Source organism: Aliamphritea spongicola (assembly GCF_017051665.1).
Lineage (GTDB): Bacteria > Pseudomonadota > Gammaproteobacteria > Pseudomonadales > Balneatricaceae > Amphritea > Amphritea spongicola.
Genome location: NZ_JAFIDL010000003.1, coordinates 718,047 through 736,144, shown reverse-complemented (window position 1 = coordinate 736,144; position 18,098 = coordinate 718,047). Strand labels below are relative to the sequence as shown.

Annotated in this window: 13 protein-coding genes; 5 read left to right on the top strand and 8 right to left on the bottom strand. The window is 52.1% G+C overall.

Going from position 1 to position 18,098, the window contains the following annotated elements; translation table 11 throughout:
* Positions 1 to 4 precede the first annotated feature (4 nt).
* Complete coding sequence (nosR, locus tag JYB63_RS13320; RefSeq protein WP_243431961.1) at positions 5 to 2,197, bottom strand: transcriptional regulator NosR; 2,193 nt, start codon at positions 2,195 to 2,197, stop codon at positions 5 to 7.
* A 21-nt stretch (positions 2,198 to 2,218) separates the two neighbouring features.
* Positions 2,219 to 2,581 (bottom strand): copper-binding protein, encoded by a 363-nt coding sequence (locus JYB63_RS13315; RefSeq protein WP_205658334.1) that lies wholly within the window; start codon positions 2,579 to 2,581, stop codon positions 2,219 to 2,221.
* A gap of 360 nt (positions 2,582 to 2,941) precedes the next feature.
* On the opposite strand from JYB63_RS13315, the gene JYB63_RS13310 reads away from it, so the two are divergent.
* The gene (locus JYB63_RS13310; RefSeq protein ID WP_205658333.1) at positions 2,942 to 3,586 is read left to right on the top strand and encodes a glutathione S-transferase family protein; all 645 of its coding nucleotides are present in this window, start codon (positions 2,942 to 2,944) and stop codon (positions 3,584 to 3,586) included.
* Between the two features lie 81 nt (positions 3,587 to 3,667).
* Here JYB63_RS13310 and JYB63_RS13305 read toward each other — a convergent pair whose 3' ends face one another.
* From JYB63_RS13305 to JYB63_RS13280, 6 genes are all read right to left on the bottom strand, one after another.
* On the bottom strand, positions 3,668 to 5,410 hold the full coding sequence (locus JYB63_RS13305) for a SulP family inorganic anion transporter (RefSeq protein ID WP_205658332.1): 1,743 nt from the start codon (positions 5,408 to 5,410) through the stop codon (positions 3,668 to 3,670).
* A gap of 352 nt (positions 5,411 to 5,762) precedes the next feature.
* Positions 5,763 to 6,038, bottom strand: a complete 276-nt coding sequence (locus JYB63_RS13300) for a hypothetical protein (protein WP_205658331.1) — start codon at positions 6,036 to 6,038, stop codon at positions 5,763 to 5,765.
* A gap of 258 nt (positions 6,039 to 6,296) precedes the next feature.
* Positions 6,297 to 7,661, bottom strand: a complete 1,365-nt coding sequence (locus JYB63_RS13295) for an NAD-dependent succinate-semialdehyde dehydrogenase (protein ID WP_205658330.1) — start codon at positions 7,659 to 7,661, stop codon at positions 6,297 to 6,299.
* Between the two features lie 172 nt (positions 7,662 to 7,833).
* On the bottom strand, positions 7,834 to 8,757 hold the full coding sequence (locus JYB63_RS13290) for a dimethyl sulfoxide reductase anchor subunit family protein (protein WP_205658329.1): 924 nt from the start codon (positions 8,755 to 8,757) through the stop codon (positions 7,834 to 7,836).
* 144 nt (positions 8,758 to 8,901) lie between these two features.
* Positions 8,902 to 9,588: a 4Fe-4S dicluster domain-containing protein gene (locus JYB63_RS13285; RefSeq protein ID WP_205658328.1), complete on the bottom strand. Its 687-nt coding sequence runs from the start codon at positions 9,586 to 9,588 to the stop codon at positions 8,902 to 8,904.
* Positions 9,589 to 9,609: 21 nt separating this feature from the next.
* Positions 9,610 to 12,549, bottom strand: coding sequence for a molybdopterin oxidoreductase family protein (locus JYB63_RS13280; RefSeq protein ID WP_205658327.1), 2,940 nt, complete (start codon positions 12,547 to 12,549; stop codon positions 9,610 to 9,612).
* Positions 12,550 to 13,306: 757 nt separating this feature from the next.
* Here JYB63_RS13280 and JYB63_RS13275 point away from each other — a divergent pair.
* The 4 genes from JYB63_RS13275 to JYB63_RS13260 all read left to right on the top strand — a co-directional run bounded on the left by JYB63_RS13275 (position 13,307) and on the right by JYB63_RS13260 (position 18,066).
* A complete protein-coding gene (locus JYB63_RS13275; protein WP_205658326.1) occupies positions 13,307 to 14,053 on the top strand; it encodes a sulfite exporter TauE/SafE family protein in 747 nt (248 codons plus the stop codon).
* Between the two features lie 331 nt (positions 14,054 to 14,384).
* Entirely contained in the window at positions 14,385 to 15,383 is a 999-nt protein-coding gene (locus JYB63_RS13270; RefSeq protein ID WP_205658325.1) for an AAA family ATPase, read from the top strand.
* Entirely contained in the window at positions 15,370 to 17,157 is a 1,788-nt protein-coding gene (locus JYB63_RS13265; protein WP_205658324.1) for a cobaltochelatase CobT-related protein, read from the top strand. Before JYB63_RS13270 ends, JYB63_RS13265 begins: the two co-directional genes overlap by 14 nt.
* A gap of 513 nt (positions 17,158 to 17,670) precedes the next feature.
* Entirely contained in the window at positions 17,671 to 18,066 is a 396-nt protein-coding gene (locus JYB63_RS13260; protein ID WP_205658323.1) for a DUF3461 family protein, read from the top strand.
* Positions 18,067 to 18,098 lie beyond the last annotated feature (32 nt).

The window sequence follows — 18,098 nt, the reverse complement described above, 5'->3', positions numbered from 1 at the left end:
AGGATTAAGCGTTCGGCACCGCTGCCGAGTCGGTCACATCCAAAGTCTCAATTTTTGCCATAGCAGCTTGCTGCTTAGCGCGTTTTCTGGCTTTAACCACCAAAGGTGGGCACTTGTCATTTCGGTAATAAGTCACCTGGCAATCCAGACACTGATGGCACTCATTGGCATTGATAGAACCATCAGGATGAATCGCCTGAATCTCACATTCGTTCGCACATACCTTGCACGGCTGGCCACATTCTTTACGGCGTTTCAGCCAGTCAAACAGACGCAGGCGTGCAGGGATTGCCAGGGCGGCCCCCAGCGGGCAGATGTAGCGGCAGTAGACCTTGCGGGTGAAAATGTTGATCACCAGCAGTGCCACCGCGTAGAGCACATAGCCCCACTCCCGGTTGAACTGCAGCAGGAAAGCAGTTTTGAACGGCTCAACTTCTGAATAGCGCTCAGCTTCAGACAGGGACTCCAGTGACACCGCAAACAGCGCCAGCAGAATCACGTACTTCAGCGCCCAGAGCCGTTCATGTACTGCGAAAGGAATTTCGTATTGCTTAATTTTAAGGCGACGGGCCGCTTCGTTGATCAGCTCCTGCAGCGCACCGAACGGGCACAGCCAGCCACAGAAGATACCCCGACCCCACAGCAACATGGTCATGGCCACGAAACCCCAGAGAATGAACAGCATCGGATCCAGTAAGAACAGATCCCACTGGAAATCCCCCTGGAAAGCATGCACAAAGGTAAAGACGTTCACCACAGAGAGCTGTCCCAGGGCATACCAGCCAATGAAGACAACGGTAAACACCAGGTAACCGTGACGCAGGCCGTGCATCAACCGTGGATAACGAACCAGCACATCCTGAATAAAAATAATGATGAACAGCGCCAGCAGAGCCACAGACAGAACACCGATCTGGAAGGCTTTTTCACGCCAGATGCTCACCCACAGAGCTTCCGGTTCCGCTTCTGCCACCGGGGCAACCGGCTCAGGACGTAACAGGTACTGTTCAGGAGTCAGATAGTCGCCGTAGAAACTGGTAAATACGCTGTCCAGTGCGCCGATCTGACGGCGTACCAGCAACTCCAGCTGCCACGGAGTGCCCGGGTCAAAGTCATACTGATCGCGGATCACAAAGATCGCCATTTCCCGGAATCCCGGAAAACCGTCGATATACACATCATCCAGGCGGTAGTAGTCAGTATCGTGGAAACTGATTACCTTACCGGACTGCTGTAACTGAGTGCGGTCGAAAATACCGCCGCGCACGTAACCGTTACCTTTGAAGGAGTACTCCCCTTCACCCATCACAGCAATCGCACTGTCACCCGGGTTCAGCTCGCCCATCAGCCAGTTGTACTGAGTATCGCCCAGCAGGTTACGGCCAACAGTGGGAATATCTAACGGTGCGTAATACAGCTCGATAAATTCTTTTTCAGCATCAGCCGGTGTTTTCGCCGCCTGATTTTCAGCCTTGGTGCCAACGAAAGCTTCATCAATGTCTTTACGCTGCAGCGCCAGCCGGCGAATGGAACCGTCACCGGTTAACTGAATCCAGTCCGCTTTTGAGAATACGTCAGGTTTCACAGTCGCCGGCGGTACAACCGCCAGTTTGGAAAGCCCCGCAATGTTAAGATGACGGGCCACTTTACGGGCCGCCCGCATGATGGCTTCATTCACCACCATTACGGTAACAGTCGCACCGGAAACCACATCCACATTGCGGACATCTTCGTTATTACCGGCACCAACCCGGACCTGATCTGTCACGTTCAGGCCCTGGTATTTATCGGCAAAATCAAAGAGTTTTTGTTCAGGAATGCCCACCAGCAGGATAGGCTCATGATGCTCAAGCACCCGGGTAGCGACTAACTGGCCATCCGGGTCCATAACTATAAGGGTGTTGATTGGCTTACCGGAATAAGCCGGAATATTGACGACATCATTGGTATTGAAGGCGTAACCGATTTCTTTGTCACCGGCGAAGACCCTCCGGATCAGAATATCATCGCCCTCCAGTGCTTCCTTATCAGCGACACGGGTCGCCTCTGGAAGGGCCTGCAGAATTGTTTCTGTCTGTTGTGCTTCACTGACCGGCACCATCGCCAGTGCACTGTTCAGCGAAACCAGCATCAGCATCACCGCAAGCCATACACGGCTCAGCAAACGTGCTAACTGCCTGCAATCTCGGTTCATCATCAGCAACCTCGGCAATCCCTATTACTGATCAATCACTTCAGTAATGGTGAACTTCATCATGTTCTGCTGCTTCAGACGAAACTCAATTGGCTGACCTTCTTTAAAGTCAGACGCCTGCATGCCCGGCGCCAGATTAAACTTCATCTGCATTTCACGCATATCCCATTCAGGAATACGCTGATGCTGAACTTTAAGCTGGTTGGTCTGTGCTAATACCCCTTTAACGACACCGGAAGTGGTTACCACTTCGGCCATAGACTGCACGCTGGCCATCTGCTTATGTTTATGATTCATATTGTGTTCTTCGGCCTGAGCAGTAAGTGCTGCTGCGCAGAGCATCACTGAGCATCCCACCAGCGCCAGATCTTTGAACGGAATAAACATAACGGTATCTCCTTATTTCTACCTGCGACGTTTTGTCACTGCGACGTTTTGTCACAGGTGAAAGTTTAAAGAGGCACCTTCTGAGGCGTCTTGACATTCATCAAGTGAAACAGGGATTAAAAATCAGGCGAAGTCTCTACTGATCCAGATCAGTAAATTCCCCGTAGACAGGGGAATATTTCTTTCAAAAAGAATAAGAAAATTATTTTTAATAACTTTGCGCTACAGTCATAGAATAATTCATTCATATACCTTTCAGATATTTCCGGTAAAGTCGCCAGTAACTGCCGCTGGCACACTTTAAACCAGCGCTTTTTCTATGCTGAATACGGCTGCACAATAACGATCAAAAGGTTAGCCATGGAACTCTTCTCTCTTCCCGTCAGTACCTATAGTGCTAAAGTGCGTATTGCACTTGGTCTGAAGAACATCACCTGTACTATTTCCCCACCTCCCGGGGGCTACAGCACCGATCAGTACATGCAACTGGTACCGCTGGGCACCATCCCTGCACTGCGGGTGGGTGATGAATATTTTTCAGAATCAGATGTGATCATGGAATATCTGGAAGATGCCTACCCGGCACACAGCCTGCTCACCAACGACCACCTGAAAAAAGCCCGGCACCGTTTTCTGGCCCGCTACCATGACCTCTGGCTGGAACCTCACCTGCGCCGTACGTTTGCCCACTGCGATCCGGCCACCCGGGTACAGGCTGAGCTGGATGATCACCTGAACAAATTTGAAGAACGTTTGGCTAAGCTGGATGAACTCTTTACTGCACAGCCGTTTATGGTGGATGAAAACATCGGCTATGCGGACTGCGCATTTCCCGCCACCATTGAACTGGCTGACATCCTGCTGCCACTGTTTGGCCGGGAACTTAAACTGGGGCCAAATATGACCGCCTGGCGGGCTGCTGTGCTGGCCAACCCGGTTGTGAAAAGCGTCACCGACGAAAGCCGCGCAGCTACCCTGGAATGGATGAACAGCGGCGGCGGTTAAACTTGCCTGAAAGAAGATCCACAAACAAAAAAGCCTGTTAAAAAACAGGCTTTTACGTTTAGGCGCTTTTGAAAAAGCAGATCAGGCTCGGGCAATCAGTGGCTGGCTGAATTTCTCGCATTCACGGAAAACATGCTTGTCACAGTTCTCACAGGTGGACTGATTCAGCTCCGGGAAAATACTGCTGATGGCAGAAGACTTATTAGCGAAGAAACGGTCTTCGCCGATATCATCAACCAACCCCAGTTTGGCAGCATTCTCCATAACCCCCGGCTTCATACCGAAGAAGTACAGACCGCCGCCTTTCGCCTTCAGTTTACCGTCCAGTGATACCAGCAGATCCACCCCACTCATATCAATGAAGTTTATCCCCAGACAGATGATCAGAATACGCTCCACACCTTCCTGCGCCGCTATCTGCTCAATCCGGTTCTGGATATGGTTCACCGAGCCAAAATAGATCGACATTTCTACCCGTAACACCTTCAGTTGAGGGCACTGCTCCCCTTTACCGTTGCGCGCATCCACAAAGCGGCGCTGCTCTGTATTCAGAGACATCTCGGTAATTTCAGGGGTTGAAGTCTTGGCCAGGAACAGCACCAGCGACAGCAATACACCCAGATAAATCGCAAACTCCAGTTCAAGAAATAAGGTTGAGACAAAGGTAATGATCAGCACAGAAGCTTCCGGCCGGCTGGCCACCATAATCTTCTTAATATGATGGAAGTCCACCAGGTTATAAGCCACCATCATAATTACGCCGCCCATGGCCGCAACTGGTAAATAAGCCGTCAGGGGCGCCACCAGCAACACGATCAGCATCAGCAGAACCGCGGCAAAAATAGCCGACAACGGAGACTTCGCACCTGCTGAATAGTTCACACCTGAACGGGTAAACGAACCGGAACCGGCATAGCAGGAGAAAAAACTGCCGACAATGTTCGAAAGTCCCTGTCCCAGAAACTCCTGGTTCGGGTAAATCCGTTGCTGGGATTTAATCGCAATCGCCCGACTGATAGAAACTGCTTCGATCAGGCCTAACAGCGCAATCGCAAAGGCTTCAGGGGCAAGCAGACGGATAGTATCCAGTGACAGATCAGGCATGGATAATGGCGGCAAACTGGTCGGAATCGCACCCACCAGCAAAATCCCGGAACCTTCCCCAAATGCCAGCGCGATCAGGCTGCCAAACACCATGGCTACCAACAGGTTCGGAATTTTAGGCAGGTAACGCTTAATGCCCACAGCCATCAGCAGGGTCATCATCCCGACACAGAAAATCGCCCAGTTAAGCTGATCCAGATTCGACAGGGTCACCATCCAGCTTTCCGTAAACGACAACCCCTTCTCCGCAGGAATACCGGTGATGTGTTTCACCTGACTGGTAGCAATCAGAATGGCCGCACCAGCGGTAAAACCGATCACAACTGTATGGGATACAAAGTCCACCAGTTTACCTAACCGGGCCAGACCAAACGCCAGCTGATAGATACCGGCCAGCAAGGTCAGAGTCAGTGCCATCGACACAAACTCAGCACTGCCCGGCTCCGCGTGACCACTCACGGCGGAAAAAACCACAATGGATATCGCCGTGGTCGGGCCGGATATCAAATGCTTGGACGAGCCAAAAAGTGCCGCGATAATCGGCGTCACCATCGCAGTATATAAACCATACTCAGGCGGCAAACCCGCTATCGTTGCAAACGCCACACCTTGTGGCAGAACAATAATCGCCCCTGTGATACCAGCAATAAAATCCGCTTTAACATCCTGAAATGTTAAGCATTTTAGCCAGACCAAAAATGGGAATAGACTATTTTTCATGGAGTCTCCGAATTCCTCAGATCAATACAACCAACAAAGGAGCAGCTGCTAAGACACAGTGCTCTGATCAAACAAACAGTATTTACCTAAACCTGATTCGAGATGACAGGACGTCATACAGGGCATGATTTAGCGGCTTTGAAAAATACGCTGGTGCAGAACGCAGTCAGGTACATCAGCCGGTGCGCATTTTATAACCAATCATCCGACTAAATCTATATCCATACGAATCGTAAGGAATGAAATTTGACGATTTTTTTTGTTCCTGATCATTAAAAAAACTGAATAGCAGGCAAAAAAAAAGCCGCATAAATGCGGCCCAAACGTGAGATCACTATGAAAAGGGTAAAGCTCAGTTAACCTTGATCGGGTTAGCCTGTTCTTCGTCACGCTGCTCCATGGAAGCAGCTGCCATTTTACGACCGAAAATTTCCATCACATCCAGGTTTGCATCCGGGTTCGCGCTGGCTTCATCCATCGCTTCAACCATTGCTTTTACGGTTGGCAGGGTCTTCTCAACCAGCTGAGTAATATAAAACTCAGTCGTAGTACCCGTGTACTTCTGGTAGCGGGTAAACAGATCTAATGTTTCTGCTGCTAATTCAATCTGAACAGTCTTAGTGGACATGATAACTCCTGATACATCTGAAAACGGTGGCCGGGTCACAGTATCTTAAACAAAAACACCGGTCACTATTAGTATAACCTGCTAAGTGCAGCAGCTGACTATACGTAACAATTTACCTGTGGGCCAGTAATATCCCTAGAACCAGTACCGGTAATTTTCTGGAGCCAAGTACAGGTCTAAATACGCGAACAGCTTCTAAAAGAAAATAAAATGGCCGCAAGTGCGGCCATTTTTCAACATCGTTCGCAAACTGCGCTGTCAGGCAACCCAGACGCTCTTAGCATTACAGAACTCACGGATGCCGTTCACACCCAGTTCCCGGCCGAGGCCAGATGCTTTAGTACCGCCGAATGGCATACGCACATCACTGGCAACCTGAGCGTTAACGAAAGCGGCGCCCACGTCCAGGCAACGGGCAAGCTGTTCACCTTTGGCAACATCCTGTGTCCAGATACTGGCCCCCAGACCAAAACGGGTAGCATTCGCCTGAGCGATCGCATCCGCTTCATCACGGACCGAAATAATCGCCGCAACCGGGCCAAAAATTTCCTCACTGAAAGCGGTCATACCCAGCTCAACTTCAGACAGTACGGTCGGCGCATAGAAGAAACCGTCACCCGGTAACATATCACCGCCGGTCAGCAGCTTGGCACCATCGGCAACGGTTGCCTGCAGCTGCTGGTGAACCTTGTCACGCAGATCCGCACGGGCCATCGGCGCCAGTGTCGTCTCGGCCAGCATCGGATCACCGGCCTGCAGTGCACGGCTGCGCTCAACCACCATTTCAGTGAACTCAGCCATCCGGCTGGACACCACCAGGAAGCGCTTCGCCGCAATACAGATCTGACCTGCATTGGCAAAGCGGGCCCGCATGGCAACATCCACAGCCGCTTCAAGGTCGGCATCATCCAGAATAATCAGCGGATCAGAGCCGCCCAGTTCCAGTACCGCTTTCTTCAGGTGCTGGCCGGCTAGTGCACCAATCTGACGACCGGCCATTTCACTGCCGGTAAATGCCACCCCGTGTACCCGGTAATCGGCAATCACTTTAGCGGCCTGATCAACGGAAATAGTCAGATCAGCAAACAGACCTTCCGGCGCACCGGCGTCGATGACCAGCTGTTCAATGGCTTTAGCACTGCGCGGCACGTTTGGCGCATGCTTAAGTAATACCGCATTACCCGCCATCAGGTTAGGAATCATGCAACGGAACACCTGCCATAAAGGAAAGTTCCACGGCATGATCGCCAGTACAGTACCCAGCGGTTCATAACTGACCAGACTGCGGCTTGCCGGTGTACTGATCAGATCATCCTGAAGCATGGTTTCAGCATGCTCTGCGTAGTACTCACAGGCACCGATACATTTATCCACTTCTCCCAGCGCTTCATTCAGCAGCTTACCCATTTCCAGAGTAATGGTTTCTGCCATTTCCTGGCGGCGCTCTTTGAGCTTACTGCCAATCGCCAGCACCAGCGCTGCACGCTCAACAAAGCTGGTATTACGCCAGTGCAGAGCAGCTTCACGGGACGCCGTCAGACGGCTTTCCAGCTCTGCATCAGACAGAAAAGCAAACTCTTCAATCAGTTGATTGTTATAAGGATTACGGGTTGCGAAATTCATATTCAACTCCTACGGGCAAAAGCTGGCCTGGGATTAATAGTTATAGCGGCCAAACGAAGCAAAACAGGCTGACAGACGCTGTGCACTCAACAGCGCTGAACTCTGCCAGAGACAAAAAATCCAGAGCAGCAGGGCCAACTCTGGATTTTTTAAAGGTACTCAGCCGGGTGTTTTATACCCGCTGATCACCGTGGAACAGACGTACAACGTGGCGCGCTTCAGCGAAGAACAACCAGCGCTCAACCAGCAGGCCGGCAATAGTTGAAGCTGCCGCAATCACCAGCAATGCAGAGCTGGCGCTCAGCAGAAGCAGGAAAGGCACTACGAAAGCAACACCCAGCATCAGCAGACGCAGACGCACCAGCTTGTTCGCTTCTACGGTGTAACCGAACTCGTCATTCAGGAAGCTGTTAGAGGTGTGACCCTGATCCAGCAGACGAACACTCGCCTGGGTAAAACCTGTCGCCGTGTTGATGGTGCTGCCTGCAGGCTTGCCGATCCAGAAGAAGTAGATCACTTTGCACACCGCACCCAGTACAACCAGCGCCAGTGCCAGCTGCTGCAGTACACCGGCCAGATCGCCACCAACCACTGACTGAACCGCAGCCAGCAGCACTGCACCGGACATCAGACCCAGAGCAATGTAGTTAACCGGTGTCAGGGAAGAGTTCCACTGACGGATGGTTTTCAGGCTGGCGTAGATCATGCTGGTACAGAACAGTGTCACCATGGCAAATACAGCCGTCAGAATGCCTGCCACAGATACCACTGCGCCGGTCATATCCATCCAGATAGCGCCAAGGTAAATCAGCATGAACGGGTACAGCAGGATCGCAAATACCGCTTCACGGGATAACCATGAGGTCTTGAAACGGCTGAATGCGCGCCAGGCGTTCTTAGGGTTAGCCAGGTGCAGCGTAGAGGACAGCAGACCACCTGAAATCATGACAAAGGACAGGATGCCTGCACTTAACAGCACAGAAGAATCCTGCAGTTGTGACAGGCCGCTAAGGTGTCCGATTACCATCAGGGTAATCAGGCCGTAGCCGGCGCCCGACATCACGGTAAATACAAGTACGGAAAAAGCCGGATGCATATTCGTGTCTCCGTTTTGGCCCGCTCGCCTGAGCCGGCCGGTTTGTCGCAGTGATTCAGCATATACCGGACAAACTGTTATTGTTCTTACCGGCGCATGATCTGTTAAATCAGACCAGCACCGGCATTACTGATGATCCCCGGATTAGCGGGAAATAACCTTGTTCACCCAGCCCTTAACAGTGGCTTTCAGTGACGGCTGATACTGCTCTACTACCGGCTTGTTACGCGGCGGCAGGTAAGTGTTAACCGGGTTATAGCCCAACTCAGGCATCAGCTGCTTACCGGCACGGTCACGTACCAGCTGGCTGACTTCTGAGTTCGGATCATCAAAGTCACCGAATACCCGTGACTTGGTCGGACAAGTCAGTACACAGGCAGGCTTACGCTCATCTTCTGGCAGACTCTCGTCGTAGATACGGTCCACACACAGGGTACACTTCTTCATGGTACCGGCATCCGGATCCAGCTCACGGGCACCGTAAGGACATGCCCAGGAGCACAGGTTACAACCCATGCATTTATCCTGGTCAACCAGCACGATACCGTCTTCGCTACGCTTATAAGAAGCACCGGTCGGACAAACCGTTACACAGGCCGCATCGTCACAGTGCATACAGGACATTGGCATGTTCACTGTCTTACTGTTCGGGCTGTCATCCACCTCATAGGTACGGATCCGGTTCAGCCAGGCACCGTTAGGGTCACGGCCGTACGGGTCTTTATCCGACAGCGGACCGATGGTGCCGGAGGTATTCCATTGCTTACACGCAGTCGCACAACCGTGGCAACCTACGCAGGTATCCAGATCAACTACTAGACCTAATTTCATCTTGTTATTCTCCGTCTGCAGTTACTTCTCACCACGTGTCAGAATGTCTGACATCGGGCGAACCAGATTAACGTTCTTGTGCGACGCATAGCTCAGCATATCCGGTGAAGGCTTAGCATTTGGCTGAGGCTTCAGTGCGCTGAAGCTTGGCCATGAGCCAGTTTCGCCCGGAGCAGCCGGAGTGATCTTAACGCGCAGGTCATACCATGCCGCCTGACCGGTAACCGGATCAGAATTGGTAACGCGGTCGTTAACATCGCCCTTCTGCGGCAGCAGTTCGGAGATAAGGTGATTCATCAGGAAGCCATCGGTAGCTTCGTTAGCATCGTCGGACAGACCCCATGCACCGCCACGCTTGGCAATTGCGTTCCAGGTCCAGACGGTTTGCTCGTTGGTGCCTTCCATCAGCTTAACCTGAACACGGATCTTGCCGTTGTGGGATTCAACCCATACCCAGGACAGATCTTCGATACCGTCACGTTCCGCAGCAACACGGTTCATGAACAGGTAGTTCTGCGACATGATCTGACGCAACCAGGCATTCTGGCTGTCCCAGCTGTGGTACATGAACATTGGACGCTGGTTTACTGCGTGGTACGGGTACTCATCGCGATCAATACGCTGTTCTTCCAACGGCATGTAGTAGGTTGGCAGCGGATCGAAGTACTTCACCAGACGCTCTTTGTGATGCTCTTCAGTTGGCATCGGGCCATCGTACAGACCCTGACCCGCCAGACGGAACGACTGAATCTTCTCAGAGTACAGCTCGATCACGATCTGCTTGGTAGAACCGACCCAGGCCGCTTCTTTAGCCAGTGTCAGGTAATCCAGGTTAGCGTGACGCATGTAACGCTGGTTTGGCTCCAGGTGCATTTCGAAGAAACCTTCGTTCTCTTCGTACGCTTCCCACTGACGTGGGTTTGGCTCACCGCGCAGGGACTTCTCGCCATCCTTACCGCGGTAACCCGCCAGGAAGCCGATACCCGGCTCTTTCTCGAAGTTCACGATGAAGTCTTTGTACGAAGAGTACTTACGCTCACCGCCTTCTTTAGTGAATGCTGGGAAGCCCAGACGGCCCGCCATTTCAACCATGACTTCCTGCCAGGACATTACGTCACGGTCAGGCTGTACCACAGGAATACGTACCGAGTCACAGGCCGCGTGCGGCTCAGAGATCGGACGGTCCAGCATCGAGATAGTATCGAAACGTTCCAGGTACGTGGTATCCGGCAGTACCAGATCAGAGTACGCCACCATTTCTGAGTTAAATGCATCAGAACAAATGATGAACGGAATCTTGTATTCACCGCTGTCTTTCTTAGCGGTCAGCATGTCCATGGTCTGTGCCGTGTTCATGCTGGAGTTCCAGGCCATGTTCGCCATGAACAGCATCAGGGTGTCGATTTCATACGGATCGCCCTTAACCGCGTTGCTGATCACCATGTGCATCAGACCGTGGCAGGAAACCGGTGCATCCCAGCTGTATGCCTTATCGATACGCAGCGGGTTACCGTTTTCATCAATCGCCAGATCTTCAGGGCAGGTTGGGAAGCCCAGTGGTGGTGACTTAAGCGGCGTGTTTGGCGCACATTCTTTCGCCGGCTTGATTCCAGGCGGAATGTGTTTCGGGAACGGCGGCTTGGCCAGGTGGCCACCCGGGCAGTCAACGGTACCCAGCAGTACTTGCAGCAGGTGAATCGCGCGGCAGGTCTGGAAACCGTTAGAGTGTGCAGAGATACCACGCATCGCGTGCATGGAAACCGGACGACCGATGAACTTGTCCTGCTTACGGCCAGCCCAGTCAGTCCACTCAACATCAATGGTGATGGTTTCTTTAAATGCAACGTGCGCCATTTCCAGCGCCATGCGCTCAATGTCTTCTGCGGCTACGCCACATTCTTTCGCCGCGTTTTCAGGGGCATACTGCTCATCCAGATACTTATCCAGCATGATGCTCATTGCAGTACGCAGTTTGCGGCCATCCGGTGCAGTGAATTCACCGAACAGTGCAGGGTTGATATCCGGCAGGTTCGCATCTACGAACTCTTCTTTCACCAGATCCCATACCTGTGGCTCGCCTTCCATGTTCTTAACGCCTTCACCGCGGTAGAACAGGCCGTCACCCACTTCACCCGGCGAATGAACAACCAGCTGTGCAGAGTTGGTGTAACGGATCAGGAATTCATCATCAACCAGCTGATTCTTCAGCAGGACGTGAACCATAGACAGTGCCAGTACGGCATCGGTGCCCGGACGGATCGCAACCCACTCATCGGCGATTGCCTGGTAACCGGTACGTACCGGGTTAACCGCAACAAACTTGGCACCGCGCTCTTTCAGCTTTTTCAGGCCCAGTTTAATCGGGTTAGAGCTGTGGTCTTCCGCCACACCCCACATCATGAAGTATTTGGTGTTATCCCAGTCCGGATCACCGAATTCCCAGAAAGCGTGGCCCATGGTGTACAGGCCGCCGGCTGCCATGTTTACAGAGCAGAAACCGCCGTGTGCCGCCCAGTTGTAAGTACCAAACTGGCTTGCCCACATACCTGTCAGGGCCTGCATCTGATCGCGGCCGGTAAAGTAAGCAAGTTTGCGCGGATCGGTAGCACGGATATGAGAAAGACGCTTCTCCATAATATCCAGTGCCTGATCCCAGGAAATTTCTTCGAATTCACCGGCACCACGCTCGGTACCCGGCTTACGCAGCAGAGGGGAACTCAGTTTCGCAGGAGAGTACTGCTTCATGATACCGGAGTTACCCTTTGCACAAAGCACACCCTTGTTGATCGGGTGGTTCGGGTTACCCTGGATGAAGCGAACCTTGTTATCTTCAACAGTTACTTTGATACCGCAACGGCAGGCACACATGTAACACGTTGTGTACTTGGTCTCCTGATTCGCGCGATCTTCAAATTCTGGCAGACCCGAAGCGACCGGAATCTTACTGGCTTGGCTTGTCATATTTATTATCACCCTAACATTGAACCGTACTGCCGGCTCAGGTGCGATTCACTTAATGTGAATTTTTTATTGTTTGGCTGAGGCGTTTTCCGGTTTGCCGTGGATACACAATTCAAACCTGAAAAAACCCGATGCTGCCAAACATGCTAGAAATTGCACTGCTCTCAGGCAAAGGCCAGTCATAAATCCCTTATGGGACCAAGGCTTGCTGAAAGCGGCGGGGCCTCACTCCCCACACGTAAAACATAAAGCTATAAGCTTATAACAAGAACCGGAAAACGCTATTCCCCGGTTCCTGTGCAAAATTCTGCTGCAGCGCCCGCTTAAATATTGGCAGGCAAAGCGTGCCGTCCGCTCTCACCTCAGAGCCGGAACTGCCCGCTGACGTAATACACCGTCTGTCAGAATCTGTTGTTGAGATGTGTTCTGATCAGCCCGGTTTATTCCGTAAAGTTATTAGTTATCTGTTTTCATCATATATCTGACTATACCTTCAATGATATTTAAACCTTTTATATGTAAGGTTTAATAAAACTAAACACTAGTCAAAAAGCTGTCTGAAAACGAATCATCCCGCTCCGAAACAGGTCGCAAACAGATTCCACTGCTTCATGCTGACCAACACACTGCTTACCGGGGGGTTGTTTTAGCTATCCGTTACCGCGTATGATTGCGCCCCGTTTTTCCCCGCGACCTGATTCCAATAACAACATCCATGTGTCGCCTTTAGCTTATTGGAATAATCGACAGGTATCTGATGGACCTCATAACCCTGCTGGCATTTACCGGCATCATTGCATTTGCAACCTACGTACAGACTGTGACCGGCTTTGCGCTGGGCATGATTGTGATGGGCACTGTCACCGCCATTAATCTGGTACCGATTGCCTTTACGGCGGTGGTGATCAGTGCCGTGACGCTGATTAACGGCCTGTTCGCACTGAAAGGTAATCTCAAGGCGGTAGACTGGCGCAAGGTCATGCTGACCACCGCCGGCATTCTGCCCGGAGTTATCGCCGGTCTGATTTTGCTGGATTACATGAGTGAAGAATTCAGTGAACTGCTACAGCTGTTACTGGGGATCACCATCATTCTCGGTGGCCTGATGATCATGCTTAAACCCCAGCCGCTGGAAAAACCGTCCCCGGATCTGGCGTTCACCGCCTCCGGCGCCACCGCCGGTTTTCTGGCCGGCCTGTTTAGTATGGCGGGGCCACCGCTGGTGTATCTGTTTTATCGCCAGCCATTCGAACTGCTGACCATTCGCCTGTGCCTGATGACAATCTTTCTCAGCAGCTCCGTCGCCCGTACCGCCATCGTTGGCATTCAGGGTGGCCTGACCTGGGATATGCTGATCTATTCCGTGCTGTGTATCCCGGTGGTGATGTTCTTTACCTGGGTGGGCAAACGTTATCCGCCACCGCTAACGACACCGAATATGCGCCGCCTGGCATTCTTCCTGCTGATCATCATCGGCGCCAGCCTAGTCGTCAGCACCTTCTGAATCCGGTTTCGGTCAGATCTCTTCTGCGCAGGTGAGCGTCTTCCCCCTCACCTGCTTTGCCCCTTACAGCGCGCTTTCATAACCTTTTGGCCTACCCCTTTAGCCATATAGAACGGTTGGCCATATGCAAAGGTAAAATCTGGCACAGGCCCATCCTTTACGCCTACAGTACACTACATCCATAATCGGCGTAATTTGTCTCTTATGATGTTTACAGTTCTGTGCTTTCAGCAGATAAATACGCCACTTAATAACAAACCGTTTTATGTGCCTGATTTTGCCGACAAGCACCTTGCAGCACCTTTAACACCAACATTTAACAGGTAGGAATATGTCCGATATTAAAGTACAACAACCGGATATCATGATTTCAGTACGCGATGTTTTCGGCATCGACACGAACCTTAAAGTACCGGCGTTCAGCGAGCGTGATGATCACGTCCCGGAAATCGATACTGCCTACCAGTTTAACCCTGAAGTGACTCTGGCCATTCTGGCCGGCTTCAGCCGTGACCGCCGCGTCATGGTTCAGGGCCTGCACGGTACCGGTAAATCCACTCACATCGAACAGGTAGCTGCCCGTCTGAACTGGCCTTGTGTACGTATCAACCTGGATGGCCACATCAGCCGTCTGGACCTGGTGGGTAAAGACACCATCGTACTGCGTGACGGTAAGCAGATTACTGAATTCCAGGAAGGCATTGTGCCATGGGCACTGCGCCGCCCGACTGCGCTGATTTTTGATGAGTTTGACGCCGGCCGTCCTGACGTAATGTTCGTTATCCAGCGTATTCTGGAGCGTGACGGTAAGTTCACCCTGCTGGATCAGAACGAAGTTATTCATCCTCACAGCCACTTCCGTCTGTTTGCTACAGCAAACACCGTCGGTCTGGGTAACAGCACCGGTCTGTACCACGGTACTCAGATGATCAACCAGGCGCAGATGGACCGCTGGAACATTGTGACCACCCTGAACTATCTGCCAACGGCTGACGAAGTGAAAATCGTCCAGTCCCGTCTGCCAAGCTTCAACGATGAAAAAGGCCAGCAGCTGGTTGAATCCATGATCGCCGTTGCCGACCTGACCCGTAAGAGCTTCGCTGCTGGCGACATCTCTACCCTGATGTCTCCGCGTACCGTTATTTCCTGGGCGGAAAACATCGAAATCTTTAACAACCCGGCCATTGCCTTCCGTCTGTCATTCCTGAACAAGTGTGACGAAGCTGAGAAGCCGATGATCGCTGAATTCTTCCAACGCTGCTTTAACCAGGAACTGTCTGAATCCTGGGCCCATCAGGCTGCTGAGGTAATGGCAGATGGCCAGCACTAAGTTGGAAATGTCCGAACTGGGCAGGGAAGAAAAGGAAAACGCTCCCCGGGTCGAAAAACTGCAGCAACAGGTTGAAGAGATCTGTGGTGCCATTGTACGTGCCGCCGCGAACGAACCTCAGTTTCGTTTCCGTGGCCGCCGGCCGGAAATTGGCGGTAAGCCTTCCGGTATCCGTGCCCCGCACCTGCAGCCGGATCTGAACAGCGATGACTTCGGTTCTTTCCGGGGCGCCGCCGACGGCATCGCCCTGCGCCTGCAACTCAGCGACATTGAACTGCACCGTTCCCTGATTCCGAAAACCGCAGTAGGTCAGCTGTTATTCGAGCTGATGGAGCAACTGCGGGTCGAGTCTCTGGTACCTGACTGCTATCCGGGTATGAAAGCGAACCTGCAACACCGCTTTGAGCAGTGGTGCTTTCAGTTCCACTCGTCCGGTCTGACAGAAAGCCATGTGGGCCTGCTGGTGTATACCATTGGCCAGATGTTCTGGAGCCGTCTGACACTCAACCACGTGATGGAAATCACCGAAGAGCTGATCGAGCCCCAGCGGATGATGCTGGCGCCTCACACCGGCAAGTACATGACCAACATTCGCAAGATGAACCACGATCAGGCTGCCTATGCTGAACAGGCGCTGGGGATCATCGCGGTGGTTGATGAGCTGGTTGAAGCCTATAAAGGTGAAGACAACGACGACGATACCTCCGATGAGGATATGGAAGAGCTGGTTAACAGCTTTGGCCTGATCCTTTATCCGGATGCCGGTCTGGAAGGTACCATGGGGGTCAACGGCCCGCAGGTCACCGCCACGGATTACCGGGAACTCATGCTGCAGCTGGAAAAATACAAAATTTATTCCACTGAAAATGACCGGGTCATCCACGCCAGCAAGCTGGTGTCTGAAGATCAGCGTATTCGCCTGCGTGAAGAACTGGAACAGCGCATTAAAGGTCAGGGGGTTAACGTGCCCCGCCTGGCCCGTGATCTGGCAGCGATTCTGTCGTCGCCGGAACTGGACGGCTGGAACTTCGGTGAAGAATCTGGCCATCTGGATGCCAAGCGTCTGACCCGTCTGGTGACATCACCGGAATACCGGCAGATTTTCCGTCGTGAACGCTACCAGCCAAAAAGTAATTGTTTGGTGACTTTCCTGATGGATAACACCGGTTCGATGAAAACCCATATTGCCTCCATTGCCACACTGATGGAAATCATGTGTCGGGCGCTGGAACAGGCCGGTGCCAGCACCGAAGTGCTGGGCTTCACTACCCGGGGCTGGCAGGGCGGCAAAATTTATAAACAATGGCAGCGCCGTGGCAAACCGGAAAATCCGGGCCGCCTGACGGAACTGGAACACATTATTTATAAAGACGCCGACACGCCAATCAAGCGGGCCCGGCTGGACATGGCAGCCATGCTTAAGCCAAGTCTGTTCCGTGAAGGTATCGACGGCGAAGCCCTGCTGTGGGCTGCTGACCGGATGACCGCCCGTTCAGAAGAACGGCGTATTCTGATTGTTCTGTCCGACGGTTGCCCGATGGAAACCGCCACCAACCAGAACAACCCGGAAGATTATCTGGATAACCACCTGCAACAGGTCGCCGGCATGCTGGAAACCCGCGGTGATATTGAACTCTATGCGCTGGGCTTCGGTCTGGATCTGAGTACTTATTACCGCCACAGCCTGGCGCTGGAACTGCCTGAACGTTTGGAAAACGGAGTCTTTAAAGAGATTCTGCAGATGATCGCCAAATACGGCCGCCGCTCACGCTAAAGGCCTTTTTGGCCTGCCCTTCCCGGCACCGGAAACCGCTTGGTTTCTGGTGCCATTTCAAACAAAATACTGGCCCTAAGCCCTACTAAGGTATGAGCATAGAATACGCGCCATCGTCCGGCAGGATCTGTGTGTCTCCACAGTAACCACGCTGCCAGCAGCGGGTTCTGCAGAGAGTTCCCCCAGATACACAGATCGGACGGCATACCTGAAACAGTCCTAAAGAAACACGTTCAGCCCACTGAACAAAGCTTCCCTCAGCTGTCTCAGCTCAAATAATAAGAAACATGTAATCCATGATTACCGGCACAACGCGCTTCCACAAGAAGTACAGGGTTCCGGTTCGCTGGCTACGGTCTGAGTGCTCCGTACCGGCAAAGCCTCATCTATACTGAGTACAGTAGCCATTGCGGTAGTAATGATAATATTGTTACTGTAATGCCCGGATGAATAACATATTTTTTGAGCCCGGTTATCCAAGCGATGATAACCCCTGAATGAGAACACGCAATAATGTCTAAGTATCCTACCCTGACTAAGATGGGCATTACCTCTGTCGAAAACATCGATAAATACACTGTACAGCACCAGGGCGAAGTAGATGTACTCAAGATCTACTACAAGCGTCCAAAAGGTTCATTACTGTCCCGCAGCAAGAAGTTTTCTTTCATGCGCGGCCGTAACTTCCTGCCAATCGAAGCCCGTAACTCCAAGGCTTTCGATCAGATGGAAAGCATTAACCCTGAACTGATGCACGCAATCGATGAGCTCAAACAACTGAATGCAATGCGTGAAAAAGACAGTAATATGGATCCTAAGCAACGCATGATTAAAGATCTGGATCACCTGGAAAAAGTGATGACCTCCAAGATCGACGATCTGCGCCGCCAGATTGAAGAAATGAAGTAAGCCACTTCAGATACAGAAAACGCAGCCTAAAC

Bases quoted from the DNA above. Each gene is read 5' to 3' on its own strand.
- JYB63_RS13270 (WP_205658325.1), top strand. From the start codon at position 14,385: ATGTCCGATATTAAAGTACAACAACCGGATATCATGATTTCAGTACGC.
- JYB63_RS13295 (WP_205658330.1), bottom strand. From the start codon at position 7,661: ATGAATTTCGCAACCCGTAATCCTTATAACAATCAACTGATTGAAGAG.
- JYB63_RS13290 (WP_205658329.1), bottom strand. From the start codon at position 8,757: ATGCATCCGGCTTTTTCCGTACTTGTATTTACCGTGATGTCGGGCGCC.
- JYB63_RS13310 (WP_205658333.1), top strand. From the start codon at position 2,942: ATGGAACTCTTCTCTCTTCCCGTCAGTACCTATAGTGCTAAAGTGCGT.
- JYB63_RS13280 (WP_205658327.1), bottom strand. From the start codon at position 12,549: ATGACAAGCCAAGCCAGTAAGATTCCGGTCGCTTCGGGTCTGCCAGAA.
- JYB63_RS13260 (WP_205658323.1), top strand. From the start codon at position 17,671: ATGTCTAAGTATCCTACCCTGACTAAGATGGGCATTACCTCTGTCGAA.
- JYB63_RS13275 (WP_205658326.1), top strand. From the start codon at position 13,307: ATGGACCTCATAACCCTGCTGGCATTTACCGGCATCATTGCATTTGCA.
- JYB63_RS13315 (WP_205658334.1), bottom strand. From the start codon at position 2,581: ATGTTTATTCCGTTCAAAGATCTGGCGCTGGTGGGATGCTCAGTGATG.
- JYB63_RS13300 (WP_205658331.1), bottom strand. From the start codon at position 6,038: ATGTCCACTAAGACTGTTCAGATTGAATTAGCAGCAGAAACATTAGAT.
- nosR (WP_243431961.1), bottom strand. From the start codon at position 2,197: ATGATGAACCGAGATTGCAGGCAGTTAGCACGTTTGCTGAGCCGTGTA.
- JYB63_RS13305 (WP_205658332.1), bottom strand. From the start codon at position 5,410: ATGAAAAATAGTCTATTCCCATTTTTGGTCTGGCTAAAATGCTTAACA.
- JYB63_RS13285 (WP_205658328.1), bottom strand. From the start codon at position 9,588: ATGAAATTAGGTCTAGTAGTTGATCTGGATACCTGCGTAGGTTGCCAC.
- JYB63_RS13265 (WP_205658324.1), top strand. From the start codon at position 15,370: ATGGCCAGCACTAAGTTGGAAATGTCCGAACTGGGCAGGGAAGAAAAG.